The organism is Kosakonia sp. S42 (assembly GCF_016624785.1).
Classification (GTDB): domain Bacteria; phylum Pseudomonadota; class Gammaproteobacteria; order Enterobacterales; family Enterobacteriaceae; genus Kosakonia; species Kosakonia cowanii.
In genome coordinates this window covers 222787-246945 of the sequence record NZ_JACVTW010000003.1, presented here as the reverse complement: position 1 = coordinate 246945, position 24159 = coordinate 222787, and the positions used below count along the sequence as shown (strand labels likewise).

Sequence of the window (24159 nt, the reverse complement as noted above, 5' to 3'; positions counted from 1 at the left end):
ATACGCACTAATAAGGGCCGCGCAAGACTGCGAAAATCTCTTTTTTTACGCTACAATCCTATAAATTTACCTGGTGAATATGCCAGTTTCAGTTAATTGATTTCTTTATTGTCTGATTGATTTTCAACTTACTGATTCCTATAAATAAAAAAAGAGTGGCTTTGCTTTTTTTCACGCTAAGTCTGCTGCGGTTTCGTTGTGATGAGTGACGAAAATAACAGCAGAGAATGAGTCTGGCAGCCCCTTACAGGATTGAGCGTTATGAAGTATAAGGTCGCGTTAACGGGCGGTATTGGCAGCGGTAAAAGTACCGTGGCGGACGCGTTCGCCGAACAGGGTGTTAACGTTATCGATGCGGACGTGATTGCCCGCCAGGTCGTCGAACCGGGCACTCCTGCGCTACGCGCTATTGCCGAAAAGTTCGGCGATGAAATGATCCTCGCGGACGGTTCACTCAACCGTCGCTTACTGCGCGAACATATTTTTGCCTCTGACGTGGATAAGCGCTGGCTCAACGGCTTGCTGCACCCGCTTATCCAGCAAGAGACCGAGCGTCAGATGGCCCGGGCGACATCACCTTATGTGCTGTGGGTCGTTCCGCTGCTGGTGGAGAACCAGCTTTACCACAAAGCCGATCGGGTATTAGTCATTGACGTTCCGGTTGAGACGCAAATTTTACGCACCATGCGCCGTGACGGCGTGACCCGCAAACATGCTGAACAGATCCTCGCCGCGCAGGCTACGCGCGATGCGCGGCTTGCCGTCGCGGATGATGTCATTGACAATAATGGCGCACCAGATGCAATCGCATCGGATGTTGCCCGCCTGCACGCGCGCTATCTTGCTCTCGCCGCGCAGGCCGTATCACAGGAAAAACCGTAATGCACACCCACATCCTTTTTGAACATCCGCTGAATGAAAAGATGCGCACCTGGCTGCGCGTCGAGTTCTTACTGCAACAACTCTCCGTCCATCTGCCCGTCAGCGATCATGCCGGCGCGCTGCACTTCTTCCGTAACGTGGGCGATCTGCTGGATGTGTTCGAGCGCGGTGACACCCGTACTGAATTGTTGAAAGAGCTGGAGCGCCAGCAACGTAAACTGCAAGCCTGGAGCGAAGTGCCGGGCGTCGATCCAAGGCGTATTGAAGAGATCCGCCAACAGCTGAAAGCGAGTGGTGCCGTGCTGATGAATGCACCGCGTATTGGTCAGATGTTACGTGAAGATCGGCTGATTGCGCTGGTGCGCCAGCGCTTAAGTATCCCCGGCGGCTGCTGTAGCTTCGATCTGCCGACGCTGCATATGTGGTTACACTTACCGCAGGAGCAGCGCGATGCGCAGGTCAATTACTGGCTGGAGAGCCTTGAACCGCTGCGCGCTACCCTGACATTAATCCTCGATCTGATCCGCAACGCCGCCCCGTATCGCCGCCAGACCAGCCTGAACGGTTTCTACCAGGATAACGGCGATGATGCCGATCTGCTGCGTCTGCAACTGCCGCTTGACGCGCGGCTTTATCCGCAAATATCCGGCCATAAAAGCCGCTTTGCCATTCGTTTTATGCCCCTCGACAGCGAACACGGCACGGTGCCGGAGCGGCTCGATTTTGAATTAGCCTGCTGTTAAGGAACCCTGATGACTGATAAGACAATTGTGAATTGCCCGACCTGCGGCAAACCTGTGGTATGGGGCGAAGCCAGCCCGTATCGCCCTTTTTGCTGCAAACGCTGCCAGCTGATTGACCTCGGCGAATGGGCGGCGGAAGAGAAACGTATCCCAAGCTCGGGCGATCTCTCTGACAGCGATGAGTGGAGCGAAGAGCAACAGTAATCCCGGGCTGCCCGCTGGCTGAAGGTCAGCGGGTCTGGCTCAGCGCAATCAGTTTTGTAATGACCGGTTCGTTAGCCGGAGGAAAATCTTCCGCTTTCAGCGCGCTCTGCGCAATCCACTCGCCCGGCTGCCCCTCTTTACCCCACGGCTCGCCCTGCCATTTTTCCACCAGCCAGAACCAGAGCGTGATATGGCGGTCGGGGAATTCATACTCCAGCTTATCGAACAGCGTGGCGCTTTGCGTGGTGATGCCCACCTCTTCCTGAAGTTCACGGATCATCGCCTGCTCAGGCGTTTCACCCGCTTCGATTTTGCCGCCGGGGAATTCGCGCATATTTGCCATATGCGCATCGGCCGCACGCCGGGTAATAAAGATTTCGCCCTGCGGATTACGAATAATACCGACGGCGATATTGAGTATTTTCATCCTGCTGACTCCATAAAAAAGGCGCAGATCTCTGCGCCTTTTTATTTGTTAATTAGCCGTTATGCGAGACGGCCATGGCACTGTTTATATTTCTTACCGGAACCGCACGGGCAAGGATCGTTCCGGCCGACTTTGCGCTCGCCGGATTGATCGGCAAGTGCAGCGGCGGCAGCGGCTTCATCGTCCTGATGGCTTAGCTGCTGCATCTGTGCCAGACGCTCTGCCTCTTCGCGGCGCTGCTGCTCCATCGCTTCCACTTCTTCCGGCATGCGCACCTGCACCTTGCTCAGTGTGCTGATCACTTCATACTTCAGCGATTCCAGCATCGCGGCGAACATGGCGAAGGATTCACGCTTGTACTCCTGCTTCGGATCTTTTTGCGCGTAGCCGCGCAGATGGATCCCCTGACGCAGATAATCCATCGCCGCCAGGTGCTCTTTCCACAGGGAGTCGAGGGTTTGCAGCATGACGCCTTTTTCGAAGTGACGCATCATCTCCGCGCCGACCACTTCCTCTTTACGCTGGTAGGTCTCTACCGCGCTCTGCAGAATACGCTCACGCAGCGTCTCTTCATGCAGGTTCGGCTCTTTATCCAGCCACTCCGCAATCGGCAGCTCGAGGTCGAAATCATTTTTCAGACGCTCCTGCAGGCCAGGAATATCCCACATCTCTTCCAGAGACTGCGGCGGAATGTGCCCGTCGATGGTCGCTTTGAAGACATCTTCACGAATGCTGTTGATGGTTTCGCTCACGTCGGTCACATCCAGCAGCTCGTTACGCTGGGTGTAGATTGCGCGACGCTGATCGTTCGCCACATCATCATATTCCAGCAGCTGCTTACGGATGTCGAAGTTGCGGCTTTCCACTTTACGCTGCGCGTTGGCAATCGCTTTTGTCACCCATGGGTGCTCAATCGCTTCGCCCGGCTTCATGCCAAGCTTACGCATCATGCCGGAGACGCGATCGGAGGCGAAAATACGCATCAGCGCATCTTCCATCGAGAGGTAGAAACGGGAAGAACCCGCATCGCCCTGACGACCGGAACGACCGCGCAGCTGGTTATCGATACGGCGCGATTCGTGGCGCTCGGTACCAATAATGTGCAGACCACCTGATGCCAGCACCGCGTCATGGCGTTTCTGCCACTCGGCTTTCAGCTCTGCAACCTGCTCAGGGGTCGGATCGACCAGCTCGGCCAGCTCAGACTGCCAGCTGCCGCCCAGCACGATATCGGTACCACGGCCCGCCATGTTGGTGGCGATAGTGACCGCGCCCGGATAACCGGCCTGCGCCACGATATCTGCTTCTTTGGCGTGGAACTTGGCGTTCAGAACGTTATGTTTAATGCCCGCTTTGGTTAACTCATTCGACACCACTTCTGATTTTTCAATCGAGATGGTACCGACCAGCACCGGCTGACCGTTGGCGGTACGCTCTTTGATATCTTCGATGATCGCCTGGATTTTTTCCGCTTCGGTCATATAGACCAGATCCGCCATATCTTTACGGATCATCGGGCGGTTAGTCGGTACAACCACGGTATCGAGCTTGTAGATGGAGCTAAATTCGAACGCTTCGGTATCTGCGGTACCGGTCATACCGGCCAGTTTTTCATACAGACGGAAGTAGTTCTGGAAGGTGATGGAGGCCAGGGTCTGGTTTTCGTTCTGGATCTCAACGCCCTCTTTGGCTTCAACGGCCTGGTGCAGGCCATCGGACCAGCGGCGGCCCTGCATTGTACGACCGGTGTGCTCATCAACGATGATTACTTCACCCTCTTTCACGATGTAATCAACATCGCGGGTAAAGAGCACATGGGCACGCAGCGCGGCGGTAACGTGATGCATCAGCATGATGTTGGTCGGGGAGTAAAGCGACTCGCCCTCCTCCATGATGCCCTCTTTCACCAGCAGCTCTTCAATCAGCACCAGACCGCGCTCGGTCAGGGTAACCTGACGCGCTTTTTCGTCGACAGAGAAGTGGCCTTCGCCCTGGAAGGTGTCAGAGTCCTCTTTCTCCTGGCGCACCAGGTGAGGAATGATTTTGTTCACTTTTTTGTAGAGATCGGAGCTATCTTCCGCCGGACCGGAGATGATAAGCGGCGTACGCGCTTCATCGATCAGGATGGAGTCCACCTCATCCACCAGCGCATAGTGCAGCTTACGCTGAACGCGCTCTTCCGGGCTGAACGCCATGTTGTCGCGCAGGTAGTCGAAGCCATATTCGTTGTTGGTGCCGTAGGTGATATCGGCGGCGTAAGCTTCGCGTTTGGCGATAGACGGCATGCCAGGCAGGTTGATGCCGACGGTCAGGCCGAGGAATTCGAACAGCGGACGGTTGTTCTCGGCGTCACGCTGCGCCAGATAGTCGTTGACGGTAACCACGTGCACGCCTTTGCCGCTCAGCGCATTGAGGTAGGCCGGCAGGGTTGCGGTCAGGGTTTTACCTTCACCGGTGCGCATCTCAGCGATGCAGCGATCGTTAAGCACCATGCCGCCAAGCAGCTGCACATCAAAGTGGCGCATGCCGAAGACGCGTTTACTGGCTTCACGTACCACCGCAAAGGCTTCCGGCAGCAGGGAATCAACGCTTTCGCCCTTCTCAAGACGTGCGCGGAACTCTACCGTCTTCCCTTTCAGCTCATCATCGCTGAGCTTCTCAAGGGCCGGTTCCATGGCATTAATCTGGTTGACGGTTTTACGCATACGGCGCAGCGTACGATCGTTGCGGCTACCGAATACTTTTGTTAACAAATTTAGCATGATAAAAATCTCTGATACTCCGCTCAGCGAAGCGAAAAAAATGGATGAATAGGGCTTTTTTTAGCTGAGGGAGTATGGCCCGGCACGGATACCCTGCGCCTGGCTAATCCAGTTCGAGACACTGAACGTCGCGAATGGTGTAAAAGAGAGGCGATCCGCAAGGCGTACAATCGCCGGCGGCTTGCTTTCAACGTTAAGCAGCGCGCTTAGCGTATCAAGAAGGGCAAGATGGTGTGCCTGAATCGGCAAAGGCTCTTCCGTTGCGGCGGCCAGCGTTTGCGGCGCCATGGCGAACGAAAGATGACGAATAACGGTGCGGATGGCGTGCTGATGCCAGTAATCGACGGTGAAGTTCGGGCGGCGCTTCGCTTCCAGCAGCGCGAGGCTGGTAAAATTCGCCGTGGTTGCCGAAGCGTGATCGCGCGTCGTTTCGCGCGTGGCGTGGGTTTCGGTATTACTGGCAAGCGCGGGCAAGCCAAAACTCGCCGCGACCATCCCTAATAAGAGATGCGGCCAGAAATAGCGTCTGCCAAATTGTCGCCAACGCGTCAGTATTCCGCTCACTTGCTCCACCAAAAAAGACGCGTCCATGATGTTGCGTCTATGAAAGTCGATTGCGCCCAAATCTTATCACTAATGCCGCCGCCACACAGCAGGAAACAGGCCTGACGCGCGTGAAAACTGGCGAGGAAAGCAGCAATCAAACGCAGGATCGCGGCGTTGAAAAGATTTTCGGAAAGATTAGTCGTAAAGAGAGGATTTTGCGGCGCGCAAAAAGAAAAACGACTGGTTCCCCTGACCGGAGAGAGTGCCAGGTTAACCAGTCGATTTTTTAGGTTATGGCGTTATGCCAGAACCATTGAAGGTGCTTTGAATGCCAGCGGCAGTTCAGCTTCGTCTTCGAAGGTCACATATTCCCAGGCTTCCTGTTTTGCCAGAACAGCCTGCAGAAGTTTGTTGTTCAGCGCATGACCGGATTTATAAGCGGTAAAGGCACCGATAATGTTGTGACCACACATAAAGAGGTCGCCGATTGCATCGAGCATTTTGTGGCGCACGAATTCATCTTCGAAACGCAGGCCGTCTTCGTTCAGTACGCGATAATCGTCAACTACGATGGCACAATCGAAGCTTCCGCCCAGGCACAGGCCGCGGGACTGAAGGTATTCGATATCACGCATGAAACCGAAGGTACGCGCACGGCTAATCTGGCGCATAAATGCATCGGCAGAGAAGTTCATCGCGTAGCGTTGCGTGCTGGCATCAATCGCCGGGTGGTTGAAGTCGATGGTGAAATCGAGCGTAAAACCGTTATGCGGTTTGAACTCGGCCCACTTATCGCCATCTTCAACGCGCACCGTCTCTTTGATGCGAACGAATTTCTTGGCGCTGTTCAGCTCCTCGACACCTGCGTCAAGCAACAGGTATACGAACGGTGCTGCACTGCCATCCATAATTGGAATTTCCGGTGCATCGACTTCGACAATAATGTTGTCGATACCCAGCCCCGCCAGAGCCGCATTTAAGTGCTCGACGGTGGAAATCCGCACGTCATGCTCGTTGACCAGACAAGTACAGAGCATAGTATCACGCACAGATTTAGCATCAGCCGGAAAGTCTACCGGTGGATTTAAGTCAGTGCGACGATAGATGACCCCGGTATTTGCCGGCGCAGGGCGCAACGTCAGTGTGACTTTCTTGCCGGTATGTAAACCGACACCAGTCGCCTGAACGATACGTTTAAGAGTCCTTTGTTTGATCATCGTATAATCTCGCCTTATTACCAATCCAACCAAATTGTATAACACAATGGGTGGGCCAGTTTAGCACAAAGAGCGAACATGCCCAACTTCCAGTAAATTCTTAGTCCGCCTGCTTACGCAGAAACGCCGGAATATCCAGATAATCGGGCTCTTTTGTGGTCTGCGGCGTATTGTCATTAACCACTTTCGCCGGCTTCTGCTCCTGCTGCATCGGCTGCATGCCGTGCTGCTGGTAGCGATCCATTACCGGCTGCTGCGCCTGCTTGTTGGTTACCAGAGTGATCTCAGGACGCTTGTCCATACCGATACCGGTGGCAACAACGGTCACGCGCAGTTCGTCGTTCATATCCGGGTCGAGAGAGGTACCGATTACCACCGTCGCGTTATCAGAAGCGAACGCACGAATGGTGTTACCAACGGTCTCGAACTCATCCAGACGCAGGTCGAAGCCGGCTGTGATGTTAACCAGCACACCACGTGCGCCAGAGAGGTCGATATCTTCCAGCAGCGGGCTGGAGATCGCCATTTCTGCCGCTTCTTCCGCACGATCTTCACCGCTTGCTACACCGGAGCCCATCATCGCGTAGCCCATTTCGGACATCACGGTGCGCACGTCGGCGAAGTCGACGTTCATCAGACCCGGACGGGTAATCAGCTCGGCGATACCCTGCACCGCGCCTTTCAGCACGTCGTTTGCCGCGCCGAACGCGTCAAGCAGAGAGATACCGCGACCCAGCACTTTCAGCAGCTTGTCGTTCGGGATAGTGATCAGGGAATCGACATGTTTTGAGAGCTCGGTAATACCCTGCTCTGCAAAGGCCATGCGCTTCTTGCCTTCAAAGTTGAACGGCTTGGTCACCACCGCAACGGTCAGAATGCCTAAGTCTTTAGCGACTTCAGCTACCACAGGCGCTGCACCGGTACCGGTACCGCCACCCATGCCCGCTGCGATAAAGACCATGTCAGCGCCTTCCAGCGCAGCGCGCAGCGCTTCACGATCTTCTTCAGCCGCATTACGACCGACTTCAGGGTTAGCCCCTGCGCCCAGACCTTTGGTGATACCGCCACCGATCTGAATGGTCTGCCCTACCGCCGTCTTACGCAACGCCTGGGCGTCGGTATTCACCGCGAAGAACTCAACCCCTTCGATGCGCTCGCGCACCATATGCTCTACGGCATTACCGCCGCCGCCACCGACGCCGATGACTTTAATCACCGCGTCGTTGGTTAATTCCATTGGTTCAAACATAATCTCTCTCCGTCTTTACGCCTCATCCACCGGGCAGCCCGTGGGCCGCTTATCAGGATTGGCGTATGTGCCTGTCGCCTGAAACCGCTAATTTTCTACGGTCTCTGAAAAAAATTAAAACTCTTTTCGCAGCCAGCTGTTGATTCGTTTGAACCACGAACCGACTGACGTCCGCTTTTCCACTTCCGCTTCACCACTTAAATGGGTCTCTTTCCCGTAGTGCAGCAACCCAACCGCCGTAGAGTAATACGGCTCCTGGGCGTAATCAGTTAAGCCAGTAATATTGAGCGGTGCGCCAATACGCACCTGCGTATGGAACACACGTTGCGCGCAGGCCGCCAGACCTTCAATCTGCGCCGCGCCGCCGGTTAATACAATCCCCGCCGCAAGATGATGTTTCACGCCCTGCTGGCGAAGCTGCTCCTGCAACTGCAATATCTCGTCGTTGACCAGGTTGAGCAGCTCGGTATAGCGCGGCTCAATCACATCTGCCAGCGTCTGGCGCTGCAGGCTGCGCGGCGGTCGACCGCCCACGCTCGGTACTTCCACGCTCTCATCTTTACCGACCAGCGATCCCAGCGCGCAACCGTGGCGAACTTTAATCGCTTCCGCATCGCTCGGCGGTGTGCCGAAGGCGTAGGCGATATCGCTGGTTACCACATTCCCCGCGTAAGGGATCACTTTGGTGTGGCGCAGCGCGCCGCCGGTATAAACGGCCATGTCCATTGTACCACCGCCGATGTCAACGACGCAGACGCCCAGTTCGCGTTCATCTTCCGTCAACACCGAGTAGCTGGAGGCCAGCCCGGCAAAGATAAGTTGGTCAACTTTCAAACCACATCGTTCAACGGCTTTAACGATGTTTTTCGCCATATCGTTATGGCAAGTAATCAGGTGCACTTTCGCCTGCATACGCACGCCGGAAAGGCCTACCGGGTTTTTAATGCCCTCCTGGTAGTCAATGGCGTACTCCTGCGGAATCACGTGCAGCACGCGGTGTTCATCGCGTACGCGGACTGATTTCGCGGTATGCACCACGTTTTCCACATCTTCCAGCGTCACTTCTTCTTCTGAAATCGGCACCATACCAATTTCGTTCTGGCAACTAATGTGTTTCCCCGAGAGCGCAAGGTAGACCGAGGAGATCTGGCAATCGGCCATCAGTTCGGCCTGATCGATGGCGCGCTGTACGCACTTCACCACCGACTCCAGATCGTTCACTCCGCCTTTGTCCATCCCACGGGATGGGCAACTGCCTACGCCAATGATATTAACAATACCGTCGGGCAGAACTTCCCCTACTAAAGCGGCGACCTTCGCGGTGCCAATCTCCAGTCCAACTACCAGTTTTCTGTCCGTCGCCTTGATCATTGTTGCTCTGCCTGTGCCTGATTCTGTTGTGCCTGATTTTGCTGCTGATCCGCTTGTTCCTGTACAGGGGCAGGCTTCCAGCCTACCGCCGCGCCTGAGTCATAGCGCAAATCCACGTAGCTTATCTCTTTGCCGTCTGTCTGGGCCTGCTGCTGCAGCACCGGATAGAGTTCAACAAAGCGCGCCAGACGTTTCATCGTATCGCCACGGCCCAGGTTGAGCTTGATATCATTGCTCAGCGTCACCTGCCAGGAGCGCCGCGCGGTCATCGCCGCTTCTTTCAGCGTGAACTTATCCTTTGCCAGCACCTGTCCCATATCGCGGTAACCCTGCAGCACTTCATTTTCGCTGCCTTCCGGGCCATACAGCATCGGCAATATCTGCTTGCTGGTGCGTTCCGCCGGTACGCTAAAGGCGTTGCCGTCCGCATCAACCATATGCTGGTCATTCCACCGCGCTATGGGCACATATTCAACCAGATGAATCTTCAATTCGTCCGGCCACTGCTTTCTTACGCTCGCCTGCTTAATCCACGGCAGGCGCTCAATCTGGCTCTGAATGATATTGACGTCCTGGGACATAAAGGTCCCGGGTGCGCCAAGCGCCAGAATGGACTGGCGAATATCATCATTGCGCGTGTAGTGACGATCGCCGGTTAACACCAGCTTCGACAGCGGTAACCGCTGTGCGTCATCCATCCAGCCGAGCACAATCCAGCCACTCACCAACACGGTGCACAGTACCGTCAACAGGAACACAATGCCGGCAAGGCGCGTTCCATTGTTGCGGCGGGAGGTCGTTACCGCCTCCGCTTCGCGATTTCGCGTGTTCAGCGCAGCCTGAGACATATCACTCCGCCAGTTCCAGAATACGAACAACAAGCTGGGTAAAGCTCAGCCCCGCCTGACGCGCCGCCATCGGCACCAGGCTGTGGCTGGTCATACCCGGCGAGGTATTCGCTTCCAGCAAGTAAAATTGACCATCACTGTCGAGCATCGCATCGATTCGTCCCCAGCCGCGGCAGCCTAAAACCTGCCACGCTTTGGCGATCAGCGCCTGTAAAGCCGCTTCCCGCTCTGCTTCCAGACCTGATGGACAGAAATACTTCGTCTCATCAGAGAGATACTTCGCCTCATAATCATAGAAGATTCCCGCCGGTTGAATGCGAATCGACGGTAAAATTTCATTTCCGAGCAACGCGACGGTAAATTCCGGGCCACTGAGCCATTTTTCGATCAGAACTTCATCATCGTGTTGAAAAGCAAGCGCTAAAGCCGCCTGCAGATCGCTACTTTCGTTGACCTTTGACATCCCGACGCTGGAGCCTTCACGGCTTGGCTTAACGATCAGGGGCAAGCCCAACGCTTCAATACTTTGAATATCAGACACTTGCAGGTCTGATTCAAACTCACCACGCGTCAGCGCAACCCATGGCGCAACCGGTAAACCCGCGCCCTGCCATAGCAGTTTGCTGCGCAGTTTATCCATTGAAATCGCAGAGGCCATCACGCCGCTGCCGGTGTAGGGAACGCCGGTCAGTTCCAGCAGACCCTGCAAAGTGCCATCTTCACCGCCGCGGCCGTGCAATGCGATAAACGCTTTACTGAAGCCCATCTCTTTCAGGCGGGTTACATCAACCTCGCGCGGATCGATGGCATGGGCGTCAACACCACCTTCACGCAGCCCGGCAAGCACGGCCGCGCCTGAATTAAGCGACACCTCGCGCTCGGCAGAGGTACCACCCAGCAGAACGGCAACTTTCTCAGCCACGCTGCACCTCCTCGCTCTGCGGAACCAGTTTGCACTGCGCGAGGCTGCGGGCGATCTTGCCGATATTACCTGCGCCCTGAATCAGGATCAGATCGTTACCGGTCAGCACAGGGGCCAGCATCGCTGCCACCTGATCCGGATCGGAGACCAGGATCGGGTCGATCTTGCCGCGACCGCGGATCGTGCGGCACAGCGAACGGCTGTCAGCCCCCGGGATCGCCGTTTCGCCCGCGGCGTAAACTTCCAGCATCAGCAGCTTATCCACCTGCGTCAGCACGTTGGCGAAATCGTCATAGAGATCGCGGGTACGCGTGTAGCGGTGCGGCTGGAAAATCATCACCAGATTTTTATCCGGCCAGCCGGCGCGCGCGGCTTTGATCGTTGCGTCCACTTCCGTTGGGTGGTGACCGTAATCATCAACCAGCATCGCACTGCCGCTGTTGCCATTCACCGTTTCCAGCGGAAACTCGCCGAGGAAATCAAAGCGGCGGCCGGTGCCCTGGAAGCTCTCCAGCGCGCGCAGAATCGCTTCGTCGTCAATCCCCTCTTCCGTCGCCACGGCTACCGCCGCTGCGGCGTTGAGCGCATTGTGGCGACCCGGCGCATTGAGCGTCACGCGCAGCGCCGGTTTATCCTGGCGCACCAGCGTAAAGTGGCCCTGCGGCCCCTGCTGGCGGTACTCTTCAACGCGCACATCGGCGTCGTCGCTAAATCCATAGGTGGTAATTTGACGCCCGACGCGCGGCAACAGCTCGCGGATCACCGGGTCATCAACACACATCACCGCACGGCCATAAAACGGCAGGTTGTGCAGGAAGTTGATAAAGGTCGTTTTCAAATTCTCGAAGTCACCCTGGTACGTATCCATATGGTCGGCTTCAATATTGGTCACAATCGCCACCATCGGTTGCAGGTGCAGGAAGGAGGCATCGCTCTCATCCGCTTCGGCAATCAGATAGCGGCTATGACCGAGGCGCGCATGCACACCGGCCGCTTTTACCAGCCCGCCGTTAACGAAGGTCGGATCCAGACCCGCTTCTGCGTAGATACTGGAGACCATGGCGGTGGTGGTCGTTTTTCCGTGCGTCCCGGCGATAGCGATGCCGTGACGAAAACGCATTAATTCAGCCAGCATCTCCGCGCGGCGGATCACCGGGATACGCGCTTCCTGCGCGGCAACAATCTCTGGGTTATCGGCAGAGATGGCGCTGGAGACCACAACAACGCTCGCATCGAGCACATTTTCCGGGCGATGGTTAAAGTAGATGGTGGCACCAAGGGACGTCAGCTGCTGCGTCACCGGGTTTGGCGCTAAATCAGAACCGCTAATCTGGTAGCCTTCGTTGGCCAGCACTTCTGCAATACCGCCCATGCCAGCACCGCCGATGCCAACGAAGTGAATGTGCCGGACGCGACGCATCTCGGGCACGATTAAACGCAGTTTCGCAAGTTCTTGTGTATTCATTTTCTAAACGCCATCAACTTCTAAAAAAATTGGCGCGACGCAAACAGGCGTCGCCACGATTTACCCTTGAGCCGCAAGGCTCACTTCATGCGCTACCCGCTCGGTGGCGTCGGGGATGGCTGCCGCGCGCGCGCGTTCCGCCATCTCTCTTAATGCTTCACGATCCCAGCCTGCAAGCGTTGCTGCCACGGCATCAACGGTAAACTGCGGCTGTTCGAGGATCTTCGCCGCGCCCACTTTCTCCAGCGGCAGGGCATTCCAGTACTGCTGTCTGTCTTTGTGCTGAAACGGCACAAACAGCGCTGGCAGACCGGCAGCGGCGATTTCGCTTACCGTCAGCGCGCCGGAGCGGCAAACGACCACATCCGCCCACGCATAGGCTTTAGCCATATCGTCAATAAATTCAGTAACTTTATGCTGCGCCTGACCCGCAGTGGCATATGCCTGCTCGACATCCTGCTGCGCGCCTTTACCACTCTGATGCCAGATGGTGATCGCCGCGCCCAGTTTAGCCGCCACCTGCGGCATGGTCTGGTTCAGCACGCGCGCGCCCTGCGAGCCGCCAACTACCAGCACGCGAATGGGTCCTTCGCGGCCCGGCAGGCGCATCTGCGGCAGGGGCAGCGCCAGCACGTCGACGCGCACCGGGTTCCCCACCACTTCCGCTTTCGGAAATGCGCCGGGAAACGCCTGCATCACTTTGGTGGCGATCTTCGCCAGCCACTTGTTGGTCAAACCGGCAATACCGTTCTGCTCATGCAGAACAACCGGGATACCGAGCGACCAGGCGGCAAGACCGCCAGGGCCGGAAACATACCCGCCCATGCCCAGCACCACGTCCGGCTTGAAGCGCTTCATAATGTCGCGCGCCTGACGCCAGGCATTAAAGATACGCACCGGCGCGAGCAGCAGCGCTTTCAGCCCTTTGCCGCGCAGGCCGGAGATGCGGATGAAGTCGATATCAATGCCATGTTTCGGCACCAGGTCAGCCTCCATACGATCGGCGGTTCCGAGCCAGCGTACTTGCCAGCCCTGATCCATCAAATGGTGCGCCACGGCGAGACCGGGGAAAACATGCCCGCCGGTTCCGCCTGCCATCACCATTAACCGCTTAGGTTGACCACTCATCACACACCTCGTGTAAACGCCTGAGCTTTCTTCAGACGCGTTTCATAATCTATCCGTAGCAACAGCGTAATCGCCGTCGACATAATCAATAAACTGGAGCCGCCGTAACTGATCAGCGGCAGGGTTAAGCCTTTGGTCGGCAGCATACCGGCTGCCGCACCGACGTTAACCAGCGCCTGGAAGCTAAACCAGATACCAATGGAGCAGGCAAGGAAACCGGAGAAGCGGTGGTCAATCTCCAGCGCTTTTCTGCCAATGGACATGGCGCGGAAAGCGACGAAGAATACCATTAAAAGTGCGGCTACCACACCGATATAACCGAGTTCTTCGCCGATGATGGAGAAGATAAAGTCGGTATGCGCTTCCGGCAGATACTCCAGCTTCTGCACCGAGTTGCCGAGCCCCTGCCCCCACAGCTCGCCGCGGCCAAACGCCATCAGCGACTGGGTTAACTGATATCCGCTGCCAAACGGATCTTCCCACGGGTTCCAGAAGGAGGTTACGCGGCGAATACGATAGGGTTCGGCGAGGATCAGCAGCACTACTGCCGAGATACCCATGCCGATAATGGCGATGAACTGCCACAGCTTCGCACCCGCGAGGAACAGCATCGCCAGCGTAGTAATAAACAGCACCACCACCGTACCGAGGTCAGGCTGCGCCAGCAGCAGCACCGCCAGCACGAGGATCACGCCCATCGGTTTTAAGAAGCCGCGCAGGTTATTACGCACCTCGTCCACTTTGCGCACCAGGTAGTTCGCCAGGTAGCAGAAGAGCGACAGCTTGGTGAACTCCGCCGGCTGGAAGCGCATGATGCCAAGGTCAATCCAGCGCGATGCACCGTTGATCGAACTCCCCACCACCAGCACCACTAACAGCATAATGATCGCCGCAATCAGCATTACCGAGCTGTACTTCTGCCAGAACTCCATCGGCAGACGCAGCGTGATCATCGCCATACAGAACGACAGGAACAGATAGAGCCCGTGGCGTTTAGCGAAGAAGAAGGGATCGTCCGTCAGTCGCTGACCGACCGGCATTGACGCCGAGGTCACCATAATGAAGCCGATCGCCGCCAGGCCGAGCGTCAACCACAGCAGCGTGCGGTCGTACATCACCAGGCTGTCGGTATCTTTCTGTCGCGAGCCCATGACCCAGCCTTTCAATGCCGCAAACAGCCACGCCAGGATCCCATAACCTGGCAGACGCGGCATTCTCGGGCGGGGAAGCGTTAAACGCATTAGCCTAACTCCTGCGCCAGACGGGTGAACTGGTCGCCCCGTTGTTCGAAATTCTTAAACTGATCGAGGCTGGCACAGGCCGGCGACAACAGCACCATATCGCCTGGCTGCACGCGCGCGGCAATTAAGCGCATCGCCTGATCCATAGTTTCTGTCTGCTCAGCCACATCCGGGCGCAGTGCAGCCAGCTCAGCGCCATCGCGCCCGAAGCAGTAGAGGCGAATACGATCGCCACCGAGATAGCGCTTCAGCGGCGTGAAGTCCGCCGATTTGCCGTCGCCGCCCAGCAGCAGATGCAGCGTCCCTTCCACCTGCAAACCATTAAGCGCCGCTTCGGTACTACCGACGTTGGTCGCTTTCGAGTCGTTGATCCAGCGCACGCCGTTATGCTCAAACGCCAGCTGGAAGCGGTGCGCCAGCCCGCCAAACGTGGTCAGAGCCTTCAGGCTGCTGGCGCGCGGTAAACCTGCCGCATCCGCCAGCGCCAGCGCCGCCAGCGCGTTGGTGTAGTTATGCTGGCCGCTCAGTTTCATCTCTTTGACGTTCAGCACCTTCTCACCTTTTACCCGCAGCCAGATTTCGCCCTGCTGGCGGTTGAGGTGATAGTCACCAACGTCAACGCCAAAGCTGACGCAGCGCTCATCGGCACCGCGAACCGGCATGGTCAGAGCGTCATCGGCATTGACCACGCACACTTTGGCGTTTTCATAGATACGCAGTTTGGCGGCGCGGTACTGCTGCAGGCCAAACGGATAGCGATCCATATGATCTTCAGTGACGTTAAGGATGGTTGCCGCCACGGCGTGCAGGCTGGAGGTGGTTTCCAGCTGGAAGCTGGAGAGCTCCAGCACATACAGCTCGCGCGCCTCGTCCAGCAGCATCAGCGCTGGCAGGCCGATATTGCCGCCGACGCCAACATTTTTACCGGCCGCTTCCGCCATCTCACCGACCAGTTTGGTGACGGTGCTTTTGCCGTTCGAACCGGTAATGGCGATGATCGGTGCCTGCGCTTCACGGCAGAAGAGTTCGATATCGCCGACAATCTCGACGCCCGCGTCCGCAGCGGCACTGAGCGACGGATGCGCCAGCGCCATACCGGGGCTGGCGACAATCAGATCGGCGCTCTGCAACCAGTTATCGTTAAGACTACCAAGATGGCGCTCGACCGTTTCCGGCAGCTTATCCAGCCCCGGCGGCGACGTGCGGGTATCCATCACCTTAGGCGTGACGCCGCGCGCGAGGAAAAAGTCCACGCAGGAAAGGCCCGTCAGGCCTAAACCGATAATGACGACTTTTTTACCCTGGTAATCTGCCATGATTAACGTACCTTCAGCGTTGCCAGGCCAATCAGCACCAGCATCAGCGAAATAATCCAGAAGCGCACAATCACGCGCGGCTCCGGCCAGCCCTTCAATTCATAGTGGTGGTGAATCGGCGCCATACGGAAAATGCGCTGGCCGCGCAGTTTGAACGAGCCAACCTGCAAAATCACCGACAGGGTCTCCACCACAAAGACGCCGCCCATGATCACCAGCAGGAACTCCTGGCGCAGCAGCACGGCGATAATGCCGAGCGCGCCGCCGAGCGCCAGCGATCCGACATCGCCCATAAAGACCTGCGCCGGATAGGTGTTAAACCACAGGAAACCGAGCCCGGCACCGACAATCGCCGTACAGACGATCACCAGCTCACCCGCGTGACGCAGATAAGGAATGTGCAGATAGTTGGCGAAGTTCATGTTACCGGTCGCCCACGCCACCAGCGCGAAACCGCCTGCGACAAAGACGGTCGGCATAATCGCCAGGCCATCGAGGCCATCCGTCAGGTTGACGGCGTTACCGGTGCCGACAATTACAAAGTAAGCGAGCAGCACATAGAACAGACCAAGCTGCGGCATTACATCTTTAAAGAACGGCACCACCAGTTCGGTGGCGGGGGTATCTTTTCCGCCAAGGTAGAGCGCAAACGCGACGCCCAGTGCAATCACCGACATCCAGAAGTACTTCCAGCGGGCGATAAGCCCCTTGGTATCTTTGCGCACCACTTTGCGATAATCATCGACAAAGCCGATGATGCCGTAGCCCACCAGCACCACCAGTACGCACCAGACGTAGGGGTTGGAGGGGTAAGCCCACAGCAACACCGAGACAACAATTGCGGTCAGGATCATAATCCCGCCCATTGTCGGCGTACCGCGTTTACTGAAGTGCGATTCCGGGCCGTCGTTACGCACAACCTGGCCAAAAGAGAGTTTCTGCAAGCGGGCGATCATGCGCGGCCCCATCCATAAGGAGATGAAGAGCGCGGTCAGCAGGCTGACAATGGCGCGAAACGTCAGATAGGAAAAGACGTTAAAGCCGGAATAATATTTGACCAAATGCTCGGCCAGCCAAACTAACATGTCCCGTTCTCCTGTAAGTCGCGTACCACCTCTTCCATGGCGGAGCTACGTGAACCTTTCACTAAAATGGTAATCATTGGGTGCTCGGCAATCAGCGCTGTTAAACGCGCCGTGGCCGCAGCTTTATCATTGAAATGCTCGCCAACGCCGCTGGCGTCGCTGAGCGCTTTACTTAATGTGCCGACGCTCAGCACCTTGTCGATACCGACGGCTTTCGCCGCTTCGCCGACCTGAACGTGGCAGGCTTCGCTCTCGTCGCCCAGCTCCGCCATATCGCCCACCACCATCACGCGGTAGCCGGGCATCTCTGCCAGCACGTGCGCAGCGGCGGTCATCGACCCGACGTTAGCATTATAGGTATCGTCCAGCAGCAGCTGGTTTTCACCAAGGCGCACCGGGAAGAGACGGCCCGGCACTGCTTTCAGCTTCGCCAGGCCCTGTTTTACCGCATCGAGAGATGCGCCCACCGCCATTGCCAGCGCGGTCGCTGCCAGCGCGTTAGCAATGTTGTGACGTCCCGGCAGGGGTAAAGTCACCTCGGCATTGCCGGTCGGCGTTTGCAGCGTGAACTCAGTGCCGTGCGAGGTGATATGCACATTGGTGGCGGTAAAATCGCTGTTCGCCGCGTTGGGCGAGAAGCGCCACACTTTGCGATCGCCGATAATGCTCTGCCAGTTCAGCCAGTCATTGTTATCGGCATTGAGGATGGCGATGCCGTTGGCCGGCAGGCCGGTGTAGATTTCACCTTTCGCCTTCGCCACGCCCGCCAGCGATCCGAACCCTTCCAGATGCGCAGCGGCCAGGTTGTTGACCAGCGCCGCTTCCGGGCGGGTCAGGCTGACGGTCCAGGCGATTTCGCCCTGGTGGTTAGCACCCAGCTCAATCACCGCGTACTGATGCTCTTTGGTGAGACGCAGCAGGGTCATCGGCACGCCGATATCATTATTCAGGTTGCCCGCGGTGTAGAGCGTGTTGCCGCACTCGCCAAGAATGGCGGCGGTCATCTCTTTCACCGAGGTTTTACCGGAGGAGCCGGTCAGCGCAACGACGCGCGTCGGCACCTGCTGACGCACCCATGCCGCCAGTTCGCCAAAGGCCTGGCGGGTATCACTCACCACCAGCTGCGGCAGATCGGTATCCAGTTTGCGGCTCACCAGCAGCGCGCCCGCGCCGCCCGCTTTGGCTTGCTCGGCAAAATCGTGGGCGTCAAAACGTTCGCCTTTCAGCGCCACAAACAGGCAGCCCGGCGTCAGTTTACGGGTATCGCTGGTCACGGCGTCAATTGTGACGTCCTGACCTAAAAGTTCACCGTGCAGCGTGCCGGCAAGCTGGCTGAGCGTTACGCTAATCATGCTACTACCCCCAGCAGACGCGCGGCGGTCACACGGTCTGAGTAATCCAGACGGTGGGTGCCGACAATCTGATAATCTTCATGGCCTTTACCTGCCAGCAGCACCACATCGTTCTCTTTGGCCTGCATAATGGCGTTGGTCACCGCTTCGGCGCGGCCCTCCACCACATGCGCGCGTCCGGCGTCGAGCATACCGGCGAGAATGTCGTTAATGATGGCGCGTGGCTCTTCGGTGCGCGGGTTGTCATCGGTGACGACCGGCACATCGGCAAACTCTTCGGCAATCGCGCCCATCAGCGGACGTTTGCCCTTGTCACGATCGCCGCCGCAGCCAAAGACGCACCACAGTTTTCCTGTGCAGTGCAGACGCGCGGCCTGCAGCGCTTTTTCCAGCGCGTCCGGCGTGTGGGCATAATCCACCACCACCGTCGGTTTGCCCGGCGCGCTAAACACTTCCATCCGGCCGCAAACGGGTTGCAGGCGGGAGGCGGTTTTCAGCAGATCGCTGAGGGGATAGCCAAGCGCCAGCAGGGTTGCCAGCGCCAGCAGCAGGTTGCTGACGTTAAACGCGCCCATCAGGCGGCTTTCGATTTCCCCTTCACCCCAGCTGGAGTCGAAGCGAATGGTCGCCCCGCTGTCGTGGTAATCAACGCTCAGAGTTTTCAGCCAGCGCCCGTGGCAATCCGGGTTGATATGGCCTTCCATCGACACCGCAACCGCATCCGGCAGGTTTGCCAGCCAGCGGCGGCCCACTTCGTCATCGGCGTTGATGATCGCCTGACCATAGTGGTGCGAGGAGAAGAGCAGCCATTTGGCGGCTTCGTAATGGGTCATATCGCCGTGATAATCGAGGTGATCGCGGCTTAAATTGGTGAACACCGAGGCGGCGAATTTCAGCGCCGCCACGCGATGCTGAACTAAACCGTGGGAGGAGACCTCCATCGCGGCAAGGGTAGCGCCCTGCTCCGCGAGACCGGCAATCACATGCTGGACATCGACCGCAGAACCGGTGGTGTTTTCCGTCGGCACCACTTTACCAAGCAGGCCGTTGCCGACCGTACCCATCACCGCGCTGGTTTCGCCGAGCAGCTGGCTCCACTGCGCTAACAGCTGCGTGGTGGTGGTTTTACCGTTAGTACCGGTGACGCCAATCAGGCGTAGCTGGTCTGACGGCTCGCCGTAGAAGCGGCCCGCCAGCGCAGAGAGACGCTCATTCAACTGGCTTAAGTAAACCACCGGCACGCCGTGCATTTCACGAATTTCACCGTCATTTGCCTCGTCTTTCGCCTCAGCAATAATGGCAGCAACACCTTGCGCAATCGCCTGCGGGATATAACGACGCCCGTCCGCCTGATGACCGACCACCGCCACGAAGAGATCGCCCGACGCAGCCACACGGCTGTCGAGTGTCATCTCTCGTAGTGCTCGCGCAGGTAGCATGGGTACCCACGGAGCGAGAAGGTCGCGCAAATTACGATCTGCCACCTGATCCCTCGCCTTGATTAATTACAAACTCACTTTTTTCGCCCGTGGTCAGCGCATCCGGCTCGATGTTCATGGTGCGCAGTACGCCGCCCATGATGGCACCGAAGACCGGCGCAGAGACCGCGCCACCGTAGTATTTGCCCGCTTGCGGATCGTTAATGACCACCACCAGCGCAAAGCGCGGCCGGCTGGCAGGCGCGACGCCCGCAGTGTATGCAATGTATTTGTTGATGTAGCGCCCATCCGGCCCGACTTTTTTCGCGGTACCGGTTTTGATCGCGATGCGATAGCCCTTAATGGCCGCTTTTACCCCACCGCCGCCCGGCAGCGCCACGCTCTCCATCATATGCACCACGGTGCGGACAATGGATTCGTTGAAGACGCGCTCACCCGGTACGGGCGGGTCGACTTTGGTAATCGACAGTGGGCGATAGATGCCGTAGCTGCCAATGGTTGCGTAGACTCGCGCTAACTGTAACGGCGTTACCATTAGCCCGTAGCCGAAAGAGAAGGTGGCCCTCTCTATGTCAGACCACCGTTGTTTTTGAGGAAATAAGCCACTGCGTTCCCCGACCATCCCCAAATTGGTCGTTTTTCCCAGTCCAAAACGTGAGTAAGTATCTACTAACGCTGAGGAGGGCATCGCTAACGCCAGCTTGGATACGCCAACGTTACTCGACTTCTGCAGCACCCCGGTAAGGGTCAATTCGCTATAGCGCGCCACGTCTTTGATTTCGTGACCGTTAATTCGGTAAGGCACGGTGTTAAGCACCGTATTGGGGTTAACCACGCCGCGTTGCAGCGCGGTCATTACCACCATCGGTTTCACCGTCGAACCGGGTTCGAAAACGTCGGTGATAGCGCGGTTACGCATCGCGTCTTTGGCGGTGCCGGAGAAGTTGTTCGGGTTATAGGAGGGGCTGTTGGCCATCGCCAGCACTTCGCCGGTGTTGACATCCACCAGCACGGCGCTGCCGGATTCGGCTTTGTTAAATGCCACGGCGTTGTTCAGCTCGCGGTAAACCAGCGCCTGCAGACGTTCATCAATGCTCAGCGCGAGGTTGTGCGCCGCCTGGCTGTCGGTCGAGGAGATATCCTCAATTACGCGGCCATAGCGATCTTTACGCACGATGCGCTCGCCCGGCTGGCCGGTAAGCCACTTATCAAAGCTCTTTTCGACCCCTTCAATCCCCTGGCTGTCGACGTTAGTAAAGCCGATCAGGTGAGCGGTCACTTCTCCGGAGGGGTAGTAGCGGCGCGACTCTTCGCGCAGATGAATGCCGGGAAGCTTGAGTTTTTTGATGTAGTCCCCCAGATCCGGATTGACCTGGCGGGCAAGATAGATAAAGCGCATCTTCGGGTTGGCGTTAATGCGCGAAGCGAGCTGGTCGAGCGGCATATTGAGCGCATCGGAGAGCGCTTTCCAGCGGTTATCCAGCGTTACGCCGCCTGCGTCATGCAGCTCTTTCGGGTCAGCCCAGATCGCTTTTACCGGCACGCTGACCGCCAGCGGACGCCCGGAGCGGTCGGTGATCATCCCACGCGAGGTCGCCACCTCCTGCACGCGCAGCGAGCGCATATCGCCCTGGCGCACCAGCATATCGGGGTTGATAATTTGCAGATACGCGACGCGGCCAATCAGGAAGCCGAGCGCCAATAAAATACAGCCGCAAAGCAACGCAAAACGCCAACTTATAAAGTTGGCCTGCTCTTCCTGGCGTTTCGCTTTCACCATCTTCGCCGCGGCTTTCATGCGCTGGGTTGTTCCTTTTTCATCGCTATTTCTGCACCACTATATTTTCCTGTGAAGGATCGACGTGCTGCATCTGCAGCTTCTCGGTAGCAATCCGTTCGACCCGGCTATGATCGCCGAGGGCGTTCTCTTCAAGAATCAGGTTGCGCCATTCGATATCCAGCGCGTCGCGCTCAATCACCAGTTGTTCACGCTGTGCGGTCAACAGACGGGTATGGTGCGCGGTGGTGACGACCGTGATGGCCGTCATGATGATGCAAATGAACAGGCAGAGTGGCAGTTTCCCGAACCGCAAAAGATCGTCGCCGATCACGCCAGGCAAGGCATGGCGCTCGCTGCTTCCTAACGATCCCTTAACTTTGCTGAGGGTCTCCGTCACTCTGCCGATCATGCGTTCGTCCTCTCTGCAATACGCAGAACTGAACTACGGGCACGTGGGTTTTCCGCCACTTCTTCTTCGCCCGGCATCATTTTTCCTAAGGCTCGCAGTTGACGGCCACCCAGCTTGCTGAGTTGCGCTTCGGTCATCGGCAGCCCGGCAGGAACCTGCGGCCCACGGCTTTGCTCACGCATAAAGCGTTTCACAATGCGGTCTTCCAGCGAGTGGAAGCTGATGACAGAAAGCCGGCCTCCCGGGGCCAGCACATCGAGCGAGTTTTTTAGCGCCTGCTCTATCTCCTCCAGTTCACTGTTCACCCAGATGCGCACCGCCTGGAAGGTACGGGTCGCGGGATGTTTAAACTTATCTTTTATCGGCGTCGCCGCTGCCACCACTTCTGCCAGCGCTTTGGTGCGGGTCATCGGATCGAGGCGGTTACGCTCGACGATGGCGCGGGCGATGCGTTTAGCAAAGCGCTCTTCACCAAAGGTTTTCAGCACCCAGGCAATATCCGCTTCATCTGCGGTTTGCAGCCACTGGGCGGCAGACTGGCCGCGCGTCGGATCCATACGCATATCCAGCGGGCCGTCTCGCATAAAGGAGAAGCCGCGTTCCGGATCGTCAAGCTGCGGTGAAGAGACGCCAAGATCGAGGAGAATGCCGTCGATCTTGCCAATAAGATCGCGCTCGCTGACATAATCAGCGAGCGCAGAAAAGGGTCCATGAATGATGGAGAAGCGCGGGTCATTAATGGTCTTCGCAACTTCAATTGCCTGCGGATCGCGATCGATTGCCAGCAAGCGGCCTTCCGCCCCCAGTTGGGAGAGGATCAGGCGCGAGTGTCCACCGCGACCAAAAGTGCCATCAATGTAAATGCCATCCGGACGAATATTCAGGCCGTTAACGGCCTCATCCAGCAGCACCGTTGTGTGTTTAAAATTTTCCATCATCATTAAAGAGACAAATCCTGCAACCGATCCGAAAGTCCTTCGGAACCGGATTGCTCAGCGTCAATATCTTCCCTGACCTGTTGATACCAGGTCGTTTCATCCCACAGCTCAAATTTATTGAACTGTCCGACCAGCATCACTTCTTTGGTTAGCCCGGCGTGCTGCCGTAAGACAGGCGCAATTAAGATGCGACCGGCGCTATCCATCTGGCACTCGCTGGCATGCCCCAGCAATAAACGTTGTACGCGCCGCTCAAGCGGGTTCATGCTCGACAGCCGCGACAGTTTTTGCTCGATAATTTCCCATTCGGGCAGAGGGTAAAGCAGCAGGCATGTGTGGCGAATATCAATGGTACAGACCATCTGGCCGGAGGCACTCTCCTGCAGCGAATCCCGATAACGGGTCGGAACGGATAACCGCCCTTTGCTGTCGAGATTGACTAACGTCGCGCCACGGAACATGTCCGGTTTACCCCCGCATGATCATTTCCACCACTTTATCCCACAAAACCCCACCGAGGGAGTTTACGGAGCGGAGGAAAAGCTTGTCAAGCCAGCGCAAAGGCCAACGAGAACAAAAGATCCCTTATTCGTAATGAATATCAGCGTCGGTGAAATAGTGCTCAGCTTACGAGGCAAATTAACGTCATGAATATTTGCAAGAAAAAAGGGGGGAATATAGGCCCTGGGGTTTCAGACCATTCCGTTTCTGTACGCGAAATATAAAGTGTCAGTTTGCGACGCGGGCGGCATTTTAAGGCATAACGGCGCGACTTAACAGCGCCAGATGCAGGAGCTGGCGCTAACTTAGCCCCGGTTTCGCTAAGGTGATGTTC

Annotated in this window: 22 protein-coding genes; 3 read left to right on the top strand and 19 right to left on the bottom strand. The window is 57.1% G+C overall.

Annotated features, from left to right (window positions below):
• Positions 1-261 precede the first annotated feature (261 nt).
• Genes coaE through yacG form a run of 3 tightly spaced genes read left to right on the top strand, consistent with a single transcriptional unit; the run spans position 262 to position 1829 of the window.
• On the top strand, positions 262-882 hold the full coding sequence (gene coaE / locus IAE50_RS06775) for a dephospho-CoA kinase (RefSeq protein WP_094419360.1): 621 nt from the start codon (positions 262-264) through the stop codon (positions 880-882).
• Positions 882-1625: a cell division protein ZapD gene (gene zapD / locus IAE50_RS06770; RefSeq protein ID WP_042716639.1), complete on the top strand. Its 744-nt coding sequence runs from the start codon at positions 882-884 to the stop codon at positions 1623-1625. Before coaE ends, zapD begins: the two co-directional genes overlap by 1 nt.
• Positions 1626-1634: 9 nt before the next feature.
• Positions 1635-1829, top strand: coding sequence for a DNA gyrase inhibitor YacG (gene yacG / locus IAE50_RS06765; RefSeq protein ID WP_023480199.1), 195 nt, complete (start codon positions 1635-1637; stop codon positions 1827-1829).
• Positions 1830-1854: 25 nt separating this feature from the next.
• On the opposite strand, the gene mutT is transcribed toward yacG, so the two are convergent.
• The 19 genes from mutT to mraZ all read right to left on the bottom strand — a co-directional run bounded on the left by mutT (position 1855) and on the right by mraZ (position 23785).
• Complete coding sequence (mutT, locus tag IAE50_RS06760) at positions 1855-2256, bottom strand: 8-oxo-dGTP diphosphatase MutT (RefSeq protein WP_200579887.1); 402 nt, start codon at positions 2254-2256, stop codon at positions 1855-1857.
• Positions 2257-2315: 59 nt separating this feature from the next.
• Positions 2316-5021: a preprotein translocase subunit SecA gene (gene secA, locus IAE50_RS06755; protein ID WP_200579922.1), complete on the bottom strand. Its 2706-nt coding sequence runs from the start codon at positions 5019-5021 to the stop codon at positions 2316-2318.
• Between the two features lie 57 nt (positions 5022-5078).
• The gene (gene secM, locus IAE50_RS06750) at positions 5079-5582 is read right to left on the bottom strand and encodes a secA translation cis-regulator SecM (RefSeq protein WP_200579886.1); all 504 of its coding nucleotides are present in this window, start codon (positions 5580-5582) and stop codon (positions 5079-5081) included.
• A 281-nt stretch (positions 5583-5863) separates the two neighbouring features.
• Positions 5864-6781, bottom strand: a complete 918-nt coding sequence (lpxC, locus tag IAE50_RS06745) for a UDP-3-O-acyl-N-acetylglucosamine deacetylase (protein ID WP_023480366.1) — start codon at positions 6779-6781, stop codon at positions 5864-5866.
• Between the two features lie 100 nt (positions 6782-6881).
• On the bottom strand, positions 6882-8030 hold the full coding sequence (gene ftsZ, locus IAE50_RS06740; protein WP_007373153.1) for a cell division protein FtsZ: 1149 nt from the start codon (positions 8028-8030) through the stop codon (positions 6882-6884).
• A 114-nt stretch (positions 8031-8144) separates the two neighbouring features.
• The gene (gene ftsA / locus IAE50_RS06735) at positions 8145-9401 is read right to left on the bottom strand and encodes a cell division protein FtsA (RefSeq protein WP_023480191.1); all 1257 of its coding nucleotides are present in this window, start codon (positions 9399-9401) and stop codon (positions 8145-8147) included.
• A complete protein-coding gene (gene ftsQ / locus IAE50_RS06730) occupies positions 9398-10249 on the bottom strand; it encodes a cell division protein FtsQ (protein ID WP_042718391.1) in 852 nt (283 codons plus the stop codon). The genes ftsA and ftsQ overlap by 4 nt, the downstream gene beginning before the upstream one ends.
• A 1-nt stretch (position 10250) precedes the next feature.
• Entirely contained in the window at positions 10251-11171 is a 921-nt protein-coding gene (locus IAE50_RS06725; RefSeq protein ID WP_200579885.1) for a D-alanine--D-alanine ligase, read from the bottom strand.
• A complete protein-coding gene (murC, locus tag IAE50_RS06720) occupies positions 11164-12636 on the bottom strand; it encodes a UDP-N-acetylmuramate--L-alanine ligase (protein ID WP_200579884.1) in 1473 nt (490 codons plus the stop codon). Before murC ends, IAE50_RS06725 begins: the two co-directional genes overlap by 8 nt.
• A gap of 60 nt (positions 12637-12696) precedes the next feature.
• Positions 12697-13764 carry an undecaprenyldiphospho-muramoylpentapeptide beta-N-acetylglucosaminyltransferase gene (gene murG / locus IAE50_RS06715; protein ID WP_023480440.1) on the bottom strand — a complete coding sequence of 356 codons (1068 nt, stop codon included), beginning with the start codon at positions 13762-13764 and terminating at the stop codon, positions 12697-12699.
• Positions 13764-15005, bottom strand: a complete 1242-nt coding sequence (gene ftsW, locus IAE50_RS06710) for a cell division protein FtsW (RefSeq protein ID WP_054802800.1) — start codon at positions 15003-15005, stop codon at positions 13764-13766. Before ftsW ends, murG begins: the two co-directional genes overlap by 1 nt.
• Positions 15005-16321, bottom strand: a complete 1317-nt coding sequence (murD, locus tag IAE50_RS06705; RefSeq protein WP_200579883.1) for a UDP-N-acetylmuramoyl-L-alanine--D-glutamate ligase — start codon at positions 16319-16321, stop codon at positions 15005-15007. Before murD ends, ftsW begins: the two co-directional genes overlap by 1 nt.
• 2 nt (positions 16322-16323) lie before the next feature.
• Positions 16324-17406, bottom strand: coding sequence for a phospho-N-acetylmuramoyl-pentapeptide-transferase (mraY, locus tag IAE50_RS06700; protein ID WP_200579882.1), 1083 nt, complete (start codon positions 17404-17406; stop codon positions 16324-16326).
• Positions 17400-18758, bottom strand: a complete 1359-nt coding sequence (gene murF, locus IAE50_RS06695) for a UDP-N-acetylmuramoyl-tripeptide--D-alanyl-D-alanine ligase (RefSeq protein ID WP_042718378.1) — start codon at positions 18756-18758, stop codon at positions 17400-17402. The genes mraY and murF overlap by 7 nt, the downstream gene beginning before the upstream one ends.
• Positions 18755-20242 (bottom strand): UDP-N-acetylmuramoyl-L-alanyl-D-glutamate--2,6-diaminopimelate ligase, encoded by a 1488-nt coding sequence (gene murE / locus IAE50_RS06690; protein WP_200579881.1) that lies wholly within the window; start codon positions 20240-20242, stop codon positions 18755-18757. The genes murF and murE overlap by 4 nt, the downstream gene beginning before the upstream one ends.
• A complete protein-coding gene (locus IAE50_RS06685; RefSeq protein WP_023480405.1) occupies positions 20229-21995 on the bottom strand; it encodes a peptidoglycan glycosyltransferase FtsI in 1767 nt (588 codons plus the stop codon). The genes murE and IAE50_RS06685 overlap by 14 nt, the downstream gene beginning before the upstream one ends.
• A gap of 25 nt (positions 21996-22020) precedes the next feature.
• On the bottom strand, positions 22021-22386 hold the full coding sequence (gene ftsL, locus IAE50_RS06680; RefSeq protein ID WP_023480380.1) for a cell division protein FtsL: 366 nt from the start codon (positions 22384-22386) through the stop codon (positions 22021-22023).
• On the bottom strand, positions 22383-23324 hold the full coding sequence (gene rsmH / locus IAE50_RS06675; RefSeq protein WP_023480357.1) for a 16S rRNA (cytosine(1402)-N(4))-methyltransferase RsmH: 942 nt from the start codon (positions 23322-23324) through the stop codon (positions 22383-22385). The genes ftsL and rsmH overlap by 4 nt, the downstream gene beginning before the upstream one ends.
• 2 nt (positions 23325-23326) lie before the next feature.
• Entirely contained in the window at positions 23327-23785 is a 459-nt protein-coding gene (gene mraZ, locus IAE50_RS06670; RefSeq protein ID WP_023480198.1) for a division/cell wall cluster transcriptional repressor MraZ, read from the bottom strand.
• Positions 23786-24159 lie beyond the last annotated feature (374 nt).